Here is a 13397-nt window from a genome sequence, read left to right as displayed (position 1 = left end):
TCGCCGTCGCCGAGGAACTGCACTTCGGACGCGCCGCTAGCCGGCTCGGGATTGCGCAACCGCCGCTCTCACGCGCGATCCGCCGACTGGAGTGGCGGCTCGGCGTTCAGCTCCTTGACCGGGACCGCCGTGGCGTGGCGCTCACCGATGCGGGCAGTGTGCTGCTTCGGGAGGCCAGAACGACCCTCGACGCGGTCGCGGCCGCTGCGCGTCGGACGCAGCGTGCCGGGAATCCGGAGCGGTCGCTGGTCCTCGCGACGAAGGCCGGGGCGTCCCACGAACTGCTGCGACGGCTCCTCGACGCGCTTGCGAGCGAACCCTGTGCAGCACCGCTTGAGGTCCTCCTGTGCGAGGTCGGCGAGCAGGCACGGCTGCTCCGCGACGGGCACGCCGACGTGGCACTCATGCATCGCCCGTTCGACGACCTCGCCGGGTTCGACACCGAAGACCTCTGCGTCGAAGGCCAGGTCGCGATCCTTCCCGCGGGGCATCCGCTTGCGTCATGCGACCAGCTCTGGATGGCGGACCTCCACAACGTGCCAGACCTGCCGATTGCTCGGTGGCCGCGCCTCGACGGGACCTACCCGGACGGGCCCGGACCCGAGGTGCACACCCAGTCGCAGCTCGCTCAGCTCGTAGCCCTCGGCAGAACGCTGCTGGTCATTCCCGCCTCCAGCCGTGCCTGGCAGTGGCCCGAACACGTGGCGGTGCCCGTCGTCGACGCGCCGAGAGTAACCACGGTGATCGCATGGCCGCCAAGCAGTCGCTCCCTGGCGGTTGCATCATTGGTCCGTGTCGCAGGGAGCATGATCGTCCCGACGAACTGACTCAGCCGAGCGGCCGGCGTTCCATCGCAGGCGGGGTGCATCTGCGTCGTCAGCCCGGGGCTTGCCCCCGAGGAGTGGACACCTGTTCGTGTCGTTATGCGGCAAGTGTCAGGGTAGCTTACTGCTGCTCGTAGACGATCGGTGCCCGCTGTGCGTTCGCCGAGTGCGGCCGGCGGGTGTTGTAGCGCGTGGTCCAGCGGAAGACCACCAGGCGGCAGGCGCGGACCCCGTCGAAGCGGCGGGCACCACGGAGCGTCTCACGTTTGAGGGCGGCGTTGAACGACTCGGCGAGTGCGTTGTCTGCGCTCGTGCCGACTGCGCCTATCGACCGCCTGACGCCCACCTCTGCTTAGAAAAACACGAATTGACGGGAGGTGTACTGGGCAAGTTCAACCGGTCGTTACAACACCGGACTGCGGTAGTGAGCGTAGCTGCTCCTCGAAGACCTCGGCCGGGGTCTTCCAGCCGAGGAGCGGGGTTGGTTATTGATCGCCAGGGCGACGGCTTCGAGGTCCTCGGCGGACCACCGGGACAGGTCGGTGTCCTTCGGAAAGTACTGATGCAGCAGCCCATTCGTGTTCTCGTTCGTGGGCCGGTGCGCGGGTGGCGGGCCGTGAGGTCCATGGCGGAGAACGCGCCGTCGTGGATGCGCAGGGCGAGCTGGGCGCGGTGTAGGACTTCGAGGATGTGCTGATTGCCGCGCACGAGGCGGAACATCTCGGAGATGTGCACGGTGTCGCCCGGCCGCGCGTAGGTGAGAGGGCTGCAAGACCAGGTCCAGCGAGCGCGAGGCTCGCCTCGACGCGTTCCGCTGGCTCAACTGCTACAACACCTGACGCCGTTACTCCCGCCTCGGGCAACGCAGCCCGATCATCTACGAGACAGCACTGGGCGCAACATCAACTACGCTGCCCAAGCCGCAGCCCGTGTCCAGGGTTCCGGGGGAAGGCCCGGGTGCGTTGGGGGCCCACTGGTGCGGTCGGTGTCCATGCCGTCCTTGATGAGCTGAAGCGCGATAGGTGTCACAAAGGCAGGCACCCTCAAGTGATCAACGCACCACCCGCAGATGATCATGTGATCGTGGAGGTACAGGTGCGTGACTACGGGTTTTCGCCGGCACAGCAGGATGAGATCTGGAGACGCTGGCGCGAGGGGCAATCGTTCAGCTTGATCGGGCGGGCGCTCGGGGCACCGATGCAGAGCGCCCGCCGCTTCCTCTGCCAAAGCGGCGGCGTCCGTCTCGCCCCGCAGCAGCGAGCGGAGCGGCATCTGAGCGGCAGCGAGCGCGAGGAGATATCCCGCGGCCTCGCCGCCGGGGAATCGCCCCGGCAACTGGCCAAGCGACTGAACCGATCGCCCTCGACCGTCTCCCGCGAGATCGCCCGCAATGGCGGCCGGGACCGGTATCGAGCCGCCTCGGCCGATACGGCCGCCTACGAACGCGGGCGCCGCCCCAAGCAGGCCAAGCTCGCCCATCGACCTGCACTTCGCGCACTGGTGGAGGCCAAGCTGGCTCTGTGCTGGTCACCCGAACAGATCGCTGGGTGGCTGCGACGGCAGTTCCCTGGTGACACCTCGATGCAGATCTCGCACGAAGCGATCTACCTCTCGCTCTACGACCCCCGCCGACGCCAGGCCATCGACCGAGGCCTCACGCAGCGGCTGCGGTCCGGCAGGCCCATGCGTCGCCCGAAGCTCGCCCGCCGGCCCACAGGGCGGGGCATCATCCGCGGCATGGTGTCCATCACCGACCGCCCCGCCGAGGTCGAGGACCGCAAGGTCCCTGGCCATTGGGAGGGCGACCTCGTGATGGGCACCCGGCCCTCGGCGGTCGCCACGCTCGTCGAGCGCACCAGCCGCTACACAACCATCGTGGCGCTGCCAGATGGCATCAAGGCCGAGCAAGTCACCCCGCACCTCACGCGGAGCCTTCTTGGTATTCCGCCGCAACTGCGGCGGACGCTTACGTGGGACCGAGGCCGGGAGATCGCCGAGCACCAGGCCATCACCACCGACACACGGATGCCGATCTATCTCTGCAAGCCGCGTAGCCCGTGGCAGCGCGGCACCAATGAGAACACCAACCGGCTGCTTCGGCAGTACCTCCCCAAAGGGGCGGACCTCCGCACGTTCAGCCAGGCCGACCTGGACGCCATCGCCCACGAGCTCAATCACCGTCCGCGCAAGACTCACGGCTACCGCACTCCGGCGGAGGTCTACGCTGACCTTCTGAACAGCGGTGATGCGCTGACCCCTTGAGCTCGCCCAGGTTTGTTGTCACCGAGGTCGGCGGCCCTCTCCTACCGAGAATCTTGACCGCCGAACCCGGAGTCGTGTCCCTCAGCGGGCCGATGTAGTCGGCGCTCCGGAAGCCGTGTGATCGCGGCGCTCACTGCCAGCCCGAGCGTGACACCGACAGCGGAGGCAACGCTCTGCACCCAGGCATTGTCGGGGGAGCCGGGCAGGACGGAGCTTGTGAGCCGGCTGGCACTCCACAGGACTGCTACCGCGGCCAGTGCGGCCGGCCAGCGGTGCCGTACCCCGTCGATGATGTCGCCATAAAAGAGGAGCAGCAGTGCCATGCCGAAATCGTCGTCCCAGCCGAGCGCGGTGAGGCCGGCCTCGAAGGCAAGCGCGAACAGCCAGAGCCCCGCCAGTTGCCGGGCGACCGTGGGCGGCTGTCGTCTTGCATCACGCGGGGGCCAGAAGAACCGCGTGATGTGCTGGATAATCGCGTACTTCTGCATGACTCGGTCCCGATCCCCCGGGGTAGCCGACTTCTGCCGGCGCTCAGTAGTAGGACGCACGGGAGCAGGACGCGGTTGTGGTGAAGTGACGCCGCAAGGAATCGTTGCGGGGAGCCAGAGGCTGTCGATCTTCGCTTCTGGTGACAGAAGGGCTGCCGAATGAGCCTGTGTCGGCTCTTCTCTGGCTCCCCTGGTGACAACTTCCGTCCTTCGGTTCAGCAGGCTGGTTGTCACCGACGGTGTTGTGGGCGGTTAGGCCTGAGCGCGACAGGTCGACAACTGTGGTCATCCGTGTCCGATCTCCTAAAGGGTGTTGCACAAGACTGTGTTTGGGCAGGTCAGGGCGAGTGGAGGCAGTTCTCTGGTCATGATGCGAGGGCGAGGTTGTGCATGTGGGCAACGGCCTGGACGGCGTGGTGGAGGCCGTCGCCGTGTTGCCGGCAGTCGCGGAGGATCTTGTAGTTCTTCATCCGGCCGATCACATGCTCCACCCTGGCACGGACCTTGCGGTGCGCGGCGTTGTCATCCGCCTCGCCCGGCAGCAGCTCGCGTCGGGGGCGTTTGCGGTGCGGGGTGACCATGCCGCAGTTGAGGTAGGCGCCGTCCGCCAGGACGGTCACGCCCTGGCAGTGCCCGGCCAGGCCGGAGGCACGCCAGGCATGCGCGTCCGCGGTGGTGCCCGGCACCGGTCGGGCCGCCGCGATCACCAGGCGGGTGTCGGCGTCCCCGATGACCTGCACGTTCGCCGAGAACCGGTAGTTGCGTGACGAGGAGCCGACCTTCCGGTCGCGGACCGGGATGAGGGTGCCGTCCACGATCCACAACCGGTCGGCCGCATCGCCTCGGGACAGCACCTTGTTGCGGACGTAGAGGAGACCGGTGCCGCCCGGACCCGGCACACCGTCGAGGACGAGATCCCGAACAGCGGCCCGAGCTGCCGCATGATCCAGCGGCTCGGTCCGCTGCTCGCACTGGAGCCCGTCTCTCGACCACGGTCGCGGGCCCAGTCCACGAGGTCACCGGCGTAGCCGCGGTCGGCCCAGACCTGGGTGATCTGCGGCTGGGTGAGACGCAGCCGCCAGAACACATCGCGGGCGGCGTCGCGGTCCTGGATATCGGCGGGCGTCACCGTGATCATCACGGGCAGCCCGAGCGTGTCCACGGTGATATGTTGCTTGCGGCCGTTGATTTTCTTCGCGGCGTCGTAGCCGCGGCTGTCCTTGCCGACGGTCGAGGCGCCCTTGACCGACTGGGAGTCCACGATCAGCGTCGCCGGATGCGGGCAGCGGCCCTTGCCGGTACGAATCCGGCGGCGGAGCTGGTCACGGATGTAGGTGACGACCCCGGCCCGGTTCCACCTCCAGAAGAACCCGTAAACCGTCTCCCACGGAGGGAAATCCGCAGGCAGGGCCCTCCACTTCGCGCCGTTGTCGACGATGTAGCGGATGCCGTCGACGATCTCCCGCCGAGGCCACTTCTCGGGGTGGCCGCCGGTCTTGGTCTGGCAGGCCGGGACGGGCAGCAGGGGTTCCAAGAGGGCCCATTCGGCGACGGAGGTGTCGGACGGGTAGCGGCGGCGACGGGCGGCAGCGGACATGGCGGGCTCGGCAGGAGATCGGTGGTGGACGGGGGGCTATTTGGAGAGCTGGGCCAGGGTGGCGCGGACGCCGGTGAGCTGGGCGGTGGCGAGCTGGACCCATTCGTCGTCGGGGTAGCGGGCCAGGTGCGGATCGAGCGTGCCCGTGATCACCCGGGTGAGACGGCCGAGGATCTGCCGGAACTGCCGCTTGTCGTACTCGATCCAGTCCGCAGGGTCGTCGGAGAACATGAACCCGTCCCGGCGGGTCCATGTGATCGGCGTCAGATTCTCAGCGGCGACGACGTCGCGGACGTGCCGAATGCCGCGGCCGGCCTGCGAGCGGGTCAGGCGGGAGGCGGCCATCAGCTGGTAGGTGTGCAGGCCGGCGGGGCGTGCTTCCATCAAGGCGACACGGACCAGGTCGCCGTAGTACTCGGCCAGCGGCCGGGCCTCCCGGCGTCGAGGCATGGCCTACTCGCCTTTGAGCAGCTGGACCAGCTGCTCGTCCAGGGTGAACTCGCCGTTGTCGAGCGCGCCTTCGAGCCAGTCTGCCGCCGCGCGGACCCTGCCGATCTGTCGGCGCACGGTCTCGCGCTCGTCCTCGGTGAACTCCTGCCCGCGCAACTGCGGGACCAGGCGGCCGAGGGTGGCCACGAAGCCGTGGCAGGAGCCGACCAGGTCGAGGTACTCGATGGTGTGCTCAATAGCGCGGACGGCCGGGGTGCGTTCCCGGATCCGGTCCCGGGTCTCGGTGGAGTTGTCGAACTGAGCGCGGTTGACGAGCATCCGGGTGGTGTCATCCCGCATAGCCGTCCGGGCAACGGTCGGGCGGCGCAGCAGGTCAGTGGTCACCTGCTGGGCGACGGTGTCGTCCCTGGTCAGCTCCGTGACGACCCGGACCCTTTCAGCGGGAGTGACGTGCTCGCTCACCGCCGGCCGCTTCAGCAGGTCGGTGGCGACCTGAGCGGCGACCTCGTCGTCCCGAGTCAGGTCGGCCACGGCCTGGACCTTCTCATCCACCGTGACCGGCCGGTCGACTCGCTGGCCGACGACCCGTTTCGCGCCGTCCGGTGTCCACTGCCGAGCCCCAGTGCGTGGGTTGAACGGCGCGTCCTCGATCGCCGCCCACCGCTCTTCCTCGTCCGCGACCGACGCGAGGATGCGGTGAACCGTGAACGACACGCCCTCCTTGCGGCGCCCCTCGGGCCAGCGGTTGGCGGTGTAACGCCAGTCCTCCACCGTCCGGCGTTCGACGCCGATGTCGTCCGCGAACATCTGCAACGACTCCGTCACGGTGAACAGGTCGTCCGTGCCGTTCGGCATCGAACCGCCCACCGACCTCATCGGCTCGATCTCCAACGCCATGTCATCCAGAGCGAATTGCGAGCGGGCGATCTGCGCGATCAGTTCCTTGGCCTGGGTGACGAGCTGTTCGTAACGCTGCCGGTTGACGTTCCCGATCCGGTCGGTCACGTCGGCCATGATGACCACCGTCCTCGCCCGGGTCCGACCCAGCCACCACGACGTGACCGGTCAAAGGGGCGCCGGCCCCGGTCACCGTCCACCGTGACGCGCGCACGATACGCCGGGGCAGGGCGTGAGCCAGGGGCGCTCGAAGCGCACGGACTTCACTCTCAACTGCTTTGCAAGGCATGGGGTGTTCGAGGTGTCCGAGAGGCGTTCGGCTATGGCGTTTCTGTAACGCCGTTCCGCGACGCCCGCCGCTGGCGGCAGGCCCGCACGCGGCAACGGTTCGAGCAGTACACCGCCGCCCTCGACCGCTCCACCCCCACCGTCCACGATCGCCCGCAAACCGGGCACTTCGCCTGCTCACCCCGCTGCAGCGCGGCCACCCGCTGCCGGGTCCGCTGAAGCCTCCGCCACTGCCGTGACCTGCACCGACCCGAGCAGAACACCGCCTCCGCCGCCATCGCCTGCGGCAGCGGATCACCGCACTCCCGACAGTACCGCCGAGCCGTCCCGCCAACCCCCACAACTCAGATCATCCAGGCGCACGCACCTCATTGCCAGGGATCGAAAACACCTACTCATCGGCTTCCGCCTCCGGCTGCTGGCCGTACAGGATCCCCCACATCGCACCATCGGTTGCGGCGGTGCGGGAGCGGGCGGCGACGATCTTCTCCAGGCGGGTGCCGTGTCCAGCAACTCGCGCAGGGCGAGCGCCAGGTCGTGTCCGTGCTGTGCGCGGTCTGCGCGGCGGGCGACGGTGCGCTTGATGTGCTGCCAGGTGAAGTCGGTGAATGGGGCGCTGACCAGGGAGTGGTGGATCCACGGCACCGCCTCCCACCCATATCCGCGGGGCTGGTCAAACTTCGGCAGGCGTACCCAGACCTGGCCGGGCGCGTGCGGGTTGTAGTGGATCTCCCACAGGCCGTCCGCCGCCGGGGAGCGCTCGCCGCGGTAGGGGTTGAGGACCTTGTGGTCGTAGGTGCGGTAGTCGATGCGGATGCCGTAGTCGTTGATCTTCTGCCGCTTGACGGGCATCAGCTCGATGTAGTCCTCGCGTCCCAGCGGCACCGGGACGTATCCGCACACGGCGACCAGCGTCGCCCACATCTCGTTCGGTGACAGGGCGCGGCGGGGCATCATCGGGTGCCGCAGTCCGTCGTGCTCGCGCTCCTGCCACCCGCAGATGATCCACTCCTGGAACATCTCGGCCAGCTGGGTCAGTGTCCACACCGCCTCGCCCGCGGCGTCCTTCCCGCGCTCGCCGGTGTGCGATCCCGTGTAGGCGGCCACATGCTGCACGAACAGCGTGTTGATCGAGGAGAAGGTGCGCTCCACGTGCCCCTTGGCCGGCCCGTTTCCCGGCGGTGTGGGCTGCACGGAAATCCCCAGCGACTCGCAGGCGGCGACGAACGAGGACGAGACGAACACATTGCCCTGGTCGACCACGATGGTCTGCGGGGTGATCACCGGCCGCGCCGCGGCGCCTTCCAGCCGGGCATCCACGCTCATCAGCCGCTCGTAGGGCACCACCGAGTGTTCCATCGCCAGCGCCTCGGCCCAGCCGGGCCGCATCGGCGCCGGGACCGTCATCTGCGCCAGCAGCTGCGCCGCGTCCACGCTGCGGGTCCCTTTCGCACGCAGCACGGCCGCGCAGATGGTGCGGGTGGCCACATCCAGCGCGATGGTCAGCTCCGGACGCTCCACCACCCCGTCATCGAGCACCACGAAGGCGTCCAGCACGGTGCTGTCCATCATCACCAGCTCACCCGGCGCCATCACCGTCGTCGGGACGAACGGGGGAGCCGGCCGGGCTGAGCGCCAGCGGCGCTGCCGCGCACTGCCCAGCAGCCCACGTCCGTCGGCGATGGCGTGCACGAGCCGGTTGAACGTCGCACTCGAGGGCAGCGGCACCACCCCGTCCCCGTACTGCTCGTCCAGCAGCCGCTCGGTGTACACCCGCAGCCGCCCCAGCGTCCCGCTGGAGCGCTCCCGCCCCGCCTCCAGCACTTCCCGTAGGGCGGCCACCACCCGCTCGTCCGCACGCCCCAGCGCCGCCCGCGGCCGGGTGGCCCGGTGGTCCACCAGCCCCCACACCCCCTCACGGTGGTAGCAGGCCCGCATCCGCCGCACCGTCACCACGCTGGTGGGCATGCCGGCCGCCGACAGCTCCGCCGCCTTCGCCTCCTCGCGCTGCGCCAGCGTCCGCGCCTGCGGGTCGTACTCCGCCCGCGCAGGGGCTACCGCACCGAACCCGCCCGGCCACCCCGTCTCCACCTCCCGCACATGCCGCTCCCAGACAAGCGCCCGTTCCCGCACCGCCTCGGGTAATGACTCCAGCAAGCCCAGCGGCGGCACCCTGGGCACTCCCGGCGCATCCAAGATTTCGCACCCCGCATCGGCGAACAGCAGCGACAGCAGAACCGCCGCTACCGCACCATCCTCGGCGACCAGCCGCACCTGACCGTCAGCAAGGGCCGCCACCCTCCAGGTACGCCCCCCGAACCAGACCTGACACCCCAGCTCCACCACCGGCCCGCCCGGCATCCCGCTGGCCGCCCTCACTCCGACGCCTGCGCCCACACCGACATCCGCTCATGCATCGGCGCCCCCAGGTCCGCCGCCAGCCGTCCCGCCCACAGGGCATGGAACAGCGCGGGAAGCACCACCAGCGGATCCCCGATCCTGCGTACGCCCTCCCACAACGGCGCGGGCTCGGCGAACGCCTCCTGCAGCGCGCCAGCCAGCAACTGACCACCGTGGTGACGCGGGTGCCGGTATCCGGCCAGCCAGGTCACATTGCGCCGGTAGATCGGGTCGACAGGCCCGAGCACCCAGTACCGCCAGCCCGCCGCTGTACAGATCTCTCCGACCACCGCAGCAAGAGACCGCTGATGCCAAGACAGCTCTCCTCTCCCTGTGCAGTCGGCGAACACTCCCTGGCCATCGGCCAGCCGGAGCATCAGCTGAGGAGCATGCGCCCGCACCCCGCTCGGCACGTGCCACCGCAGTTCAAGCGGCCGGGCGGCCAGGCCAGTGACGCGCGGGTCGCGGTCGAGGAGCATCACGTGCAGTCGCATCGCTGCGGACCCGTAGTGCACCAGCCGTCCGGTGGTGGCCGACCACCACCATCCCGGTGCCAGCCGCTTGCCTTTGCGGGCCGGGAACGGCGTCAGCGGCGGACAGCTTTCGAAGACCACCTCGGCGGCGGCCGACGACCACCTCGAACACTCCGTCGCTCCGCCCGCAGCTCGGAACAGCACATCCACTGACTCGACTTCGAGCCGCCGTGTCCTCGCCCCGTCCCACCCAGCATCCTGCATACAGAACCAAACGGCTTATCGGCCCATCCGGTAATGGGCATGCGCGGCCCATCGGCGAACGTCAGCTGCGCCTGGACTCTTCTGCAGCCCAGGTGTAGCCCAGCTCGGCGAGGGCGGCCCGCTGTCTCGCATCCAGCCGGTCACGCCTGGCCTTCTGGTTACTCAGAAATACACCCAGCTTGATCGCCGAACCGTCCGGCAGCACCTCGATGTGCGCCCTTCCAACGACGGTTCTGCCTTCCCGCTGGATGTACTGGGTAAGGGCTGTCATGCCGCGCTGGAAGGCTGATGTCTTCCTGGCGCCCTTGGCCGCCGTGACCGGGGCGGGCCGCTCGGCGGGTTTCACGCCCAGTGCTGCCAGCCGCTGCTGTTGCTCTTCGGAGAGTTCCGTCCAGCTGCGACGTTGCTGCTGGAGCCACCGTCCGATGTCGTCGCCGTCCATGAGTACGCCGGGCGCGATGTCGGGCAGGTGGCCGTCGGGTTCATCGGCGGCGAGGTCGGCGAGGACGCGGTAGTGGCGTTGCCAGTCCAGCGGCCAGGGGCAGTCCCAGTCCGGGTCGACCGCGGCCAGCTGCTTCGCGCGCTCCGCCGCCCGCTCCGGGTCCTTCCCCAGGCCGCCCTTCCGGCGCAGGTTGGCCGTGTGCTGACCGACCGGGACCATCGCCTCGCCCTCGCCCCACACGGCGTCCTGCCGCGGCGCGAGGTGCCCGGTGGCCCGCCGGTACGACCGCAACGCGGCGAGCTTGGCCTCCCACGCCTCCTCACCCGGCTCCCACACCATCCCGGCCTCCGGCAAGTCGAGCAGCTCCTTGCGCCGCTCCTCCAGCTCACCGGCCCGCAGCGCCTTTCTCTGCTGGTGCACCCACCTGCCCAGCGGAAAGTCCTTCGTCACCCCGACCTCGACCTCGACGTCATAGGGAACGGCGTAGAGGCCGGTGATCTCGTTCTCCGCCCGCCACCGGATCAGCGCCTGGTAGCCCTCCAGCCACACCAGGGACTCCGGCCGGTACACCCGCGTACGGAGGAAAGCCGCGATGGTCGCGGCGTCGCGCGGGCTGGAGAAGTGCAGCAGGGCCGCTTCGGCGGCGGCCTGCGTGTCGTCCTGGTCCTCGCCGTCGCCCTCGCCGCTGGCCCCGACGATCTGGCCGTCTTCGTCACGCCGGATGTGGACCTTGCGCTTTCCGCTGGTGAGGGCGCGGGTGGCGAGTTGCTCGACGAGTCGTTCGTCATGACTGCGGAGTCCTTGGAGGACCGCTACCAGGGGGCGGAACGAGGCACTGGCGACCATGTCGGTCGGGTCCTCGCCCGGCTCCAGGAACACCGGCACGATGATCCGCGCCACCTTGGTGCTGCCGTCCCGGTTGGGCCGCAGGGCCCGGCCGATGTTCTGCACGATCTCGACCTGGGAGCCGCGGGTGTCGGCGAAGCACACGGCCTCCACGCCCCGTTCACCGGTGATGTCCACGCCCTCCCCGAGCACACGACAACTCGCCAGGAACGCCCGGTGTACCCGCCGGCCCGCGGCATCGATCCCGTTCGCGAACTGGCGCAGTACTTCGCGTCGTTCGGAGACGAGGTGGTCGCCGCACAGCCACGCCGACCACACGCGGTCCGGCGGGACGTGGCGGCCGGCCTCCAGCTCGTAGAACTCTGCGTCGATCGACGACTTCGGCAGCTTGTCCGCGGCCGCGAGGTCGTCGCCGGTGGCGTCGTTGACGTACAGCTCGGCTGCCGTCTCCGGCATGTTCTCCGCGAACGCCATCGCCTCTTCCACCTTCTGGTGGAAGGTCATGACCGTACGCAGGTTGTCCGCGGCCGCGTGCTCCAGGAGTGCGGTCTGCAGCAGGGCCAGGCGCCGGCCGCGCCGGGCCTCTTCGGACTCCCCGGGGACGGGGGAGGGGTCGCGGATCTCGAGGACGTCGATCTCGAATCCGGCGAGGATGCCCCGCTCGATGGCCTCCGAGAGTCCGAGTTCGGCCAGCCACGGCCCGTAGGTCTGGGAGTCCTGGCCCATCGAGGCGATCTCCAGCTCCTGGCTGCCGGTGCCCTTCTGCGGGCGGGGCGAGGCGAGGATGCGCGGGGTCGCGGTGAGGTACAGCCGGAAGTCGGCCGGGATGCGGGCGTTGTCGTGGATCGCCGCCCACGGCCGCCCGAGATCGCCTGCGGTTGAGTGGGCTTCGTCCACGATGGCGAGGTCGAAGCCGCTCATTTGCTGTCCGTAGAGCCGCTCCCCGCCCGCCAGGGCGGCCTCCAGCGGTCCGCGCACCTTCTCCTGGCCCAAGGGGTCCTCTGGGTCCTCGCGGTCCACGAGAGAGGCGTACGTGGCGAACACGACGACGGGCCCGCTCCCGGCCCACAGGGCGAGCTGGATCGCGTTGGTGGTGGTGCGCACCCCGAGCCGCTCCAGGACCTCGTCCTTCTCCAGCGAGCACACCGCCACCATCGGCGCGCGGTGGCCCACCAGCCGCCACGCCTGGGCGGTCTGCACGAGCAGGTCCAGGGTCGGCACGGTCACCAGGACCCGCCCGCCCGGGAAGCACTCCAGCGCGCACGCGGCCGCCGTGATCGTCTTGCCCGACCCGGTCGCGGACACGATCGTGCCCCGCGCCCCCTCCGACGGCACGGATGATCTTGCAGGGAATTCCACCCACCGACGGAAAGCCGCTTTCTGGGCTACCTGGTGTTCCCGAAGCTGAATACCCAGCATTCCCACGCTCCTCCCCTGCCTTCTTTTCCGCTCGCTTCGGAAGTCACAGGGACGGCGTGAAGGGCGGCACGGACACCGTACCGTCCTCGCCCACCACGATCCGCTCGGCAAGCTGGGCCAGGACCTCAGAGGGCCGCAGCCCCGTCCGGCCGGCCACCACCCGGACCAGCCGACTGGACGCGGCGGACAGCCGGACCTCCGCCCGCAGCTCATCGGCTTCCTCTCCCTGCCGTTCCCCGAAGGCGGCCTGTGCCGCAAGCGCACCAGCAAGCCGTTCCTCACGCTCGCGAGCCCACCCCGAGCCTTGAGCGTCCCGTTCCGGCTCGTACACGCTCCAACCGGCTATAGCCATCAAGTCCCTGACACGCTGCCACTCAGCGTGTTTGGCCAGCCAGATGACAGCCAACCGCTCCCGGTCCATCTCGAACTCGTAGAAGGAACCGTTGCCCCTCAACTGATCCGCGGTTTCCCGCTCACGGACAGCGGCCTTCGCGACCTTTTCCGCAACGGCGGCGACGTCCAGGCCATTCGCCTGACGCCGGACCTGATCCCGCGCCACATCCTGAGCACTCCACATGCGTTTTCCCTTTTTCGGAAGCGCGGGCATCTGGTCCCGCATCAGGTGGTTGGAGGGTGTCCCGTGTTTCCGCCAACACTACATGCTGTATCAATCTGATGCAGCATGTACACCGGCACCCGGCACGAACGAGCAACCCCCTACTCTCGCAGCCAGCCCGGCCCGCGCCA

General features: G+C 69.2%; 9 protein-coding genes and 4 pseudogenes. 2 read left to right on the top strand and 11 right to left on the bottom strand.

Annotated elements, in window-relative coordinates:
• The coding region (locus BU52_RS32370; RefSeq protein ID WP_037941360.1) for a LysR family transcriptional regulator at positions 1 to 827 on the top strand (827 nt) is incomplete at its 5' end.
• A 118-nt stretch (positions 828 to 945) separates the two neighbouring features.
• Here the strand turns inward: BU52_RS32370 and BU52_RS32365 are convergent.
• A pseudogene (locus tag BU52_RS32365) lies at positions 946 to 1173 on the bottom strand (integrase core domain-containing protein); the annotation flags it as partial.
• 43 nt (positions 1174 to 1216) lie between these two features.
• Positions 1217 to 1431, bottom strand: a pseudogene (locus BU52_RS34480) (transposase); the annotation flags it as partial.
• A gap of 488 nt (positions 1432 to 1919) precedes the next feature.
• Here BU52_RS34480 and BU52_RS32360 point away from each other — a divergent pair.
• Positions 1920 to 3086, top strand: coding sequence for an IS30 family transposase (locus tag BU52_RS32360; protein WP_078903575.1), 1167 nt, complete (start codon positions 1920 to 1922; stop codon positions 3084 to 3086).
• 41 nt (positions 3087 to 3127) lie between these two features.
• Here BU52_RS32360 and BU52_RS32355 read toward each other — a convergent pair whose 3' ends face one another.
• From BU52_RS32355 to BU52_RS32320, 9 genes and pseudogenes are all read right to left on the bottom strand, one after another.
• Entirely contained in the window at positions 3128 to 3574 is a 447-nt protein-coding gene (locus BU52_RS32355) for a hypothetical protein (RefSeq protein ID WP_051858769.1), read from the bottom strand.
• A gap of 365 nt (positions 3575 to 3939) precedes the next feature.
• Positions 3940 to 4520 (bottom strand): annotated as a pseudogene (locus tag BU52_RS36720) (transposase family protein); the annotation flags it as partial.
• 45 nt (positions 4521 to 4565) lie between these two features.
• Positions 4566 to 5171 (bottom strand): annotated as a pseudogene (locus tag BU52_RS36715) (IS5 family transposase); the annotation flags it as partial.
• 36 nt (positions 5172 to 5207) lie between these two features.
• A complete protein-coding gene (locus BU52_RS36710; RefSeq protein WP_107061328.1) occupies positions 5208 to 5621 on the bottom strand; it encodes a hypothetical protein in 414 nt (137 codons plus the stop codon).
• Positions 5622 to 5624: 3 nt separating this feature from the next.
• A complete protein-coding gene (locus tag BU52_RS32340; RefSeq protein ID WP_037941365.1) occupies positions 5625 to 6635 on the bottom strand; it encodes a DUF6192 family protein in 1011 nt (336 codons plus the stop codon).
• Positions 6636 to 7100: 465 nt separating this feature from the next.
• Positions 7101 to 8978, bottom strand: coding sequence for a Mu transposase C-terminal domain-containing protein (locus BU52_RS32335; RefSeq protein WP_235216485.1), 1878 nt, complete (start codon positions 8976 to 8978; stop codon positions 7101 to 7103).
• A 203-nt stretch (positions 8979 to 9181) separates the two neighbouring features.
• Entirely contained in the window at positions 9182 to 9889 is a 708-nt protein-coding gene (locus BU52_RS32330; RefSeq protein ID WP_235216484.1) for a TnsA-like heteromeric transposase endonuclease subunit, read from the bottom strand.
• 115 nt (positions 9890 to 10004) lie between these two features.
• Positions 10005 to 12650: a DEAD/DEAH box helicase gene (locus BU52_RS32325; RefSeq protein WP_078903572.1), complete on the bottom strand. Its 2646-nt coding sequence runs from the start codon at positions 12648 to 12650 to the stop codon at positions 10005 to 10007.
• A gap of 43 nt (positions 12651 to 12693) precedes the next feature.
• Complete coding sequence (locus BU52_RS32320) at positions 12694 to 13269, bottom strand: hypothetical protein (protein ID WP_235216483.1); 576 nt, start codon at positions 13267 to 13269, stop codon at positions 12694 to 12696.
• Between the last annotated feature and the right edge of the window lie 128 nt (positions 13270 to 13397).

The sequence above is a fragment of the Streptomyces toyocaensis genome, assembly GCF_000725125.1.
Classification (GTDB): domain Bacteria; phylum Actinomycetota; class Actinomycetes; order Streptomycetales; family Streptomycetaceae; genus Streptomyces; species Streptomyces toyocaensis.
The sequence above is the reverse complement of the archived record's forward strand: the minus strand, read 5'-3'. Positions and strand labels throughout refer to the sequence as shown.

What these genes read in the sequence shown, in the direction of transcription:
- BU52_RS32355 (WP_051858769.1), bottom strand. Translation starts at nt 3,574, where the DNA reads ATGCAGAAGTACGCGATTATCCAGCACATCACGCGGTTCTTCTGGCCC.
- BU52_RS36710 (WP_107061328.1), bottom strand. Translation starts at nt 5,621, where the DNA reads ATGCCTCGACGCCGGGAGGCCCGGCCGCTGGCCGAGTACTACGGCGAC.
- BU52_RS32340 (WP_037941365.1), bottom strand. Translation starts at nt 6,635, where the DNA reads ATGGCCGACGTGACCGACCGGATCGGGAACGTCAACCGGCAGCGTTAC.
- BU52_RS32325 (WP_078903572.1), bottom strand. Translation starts at nt 12,650, where the DNA reads ATGCTGGGTATTCAGCTTCGGGAACACCAGGTAGCCCAGAAAGCGGCT.
- BU52_RS32320 (WP_235216483.1), bottom strand. Translation starts at nt 13,269, where the DNA reads ATGCGGGACCAGATGCCCGCGCTTCCGAAAAAGGGAAAACGCATGTGG.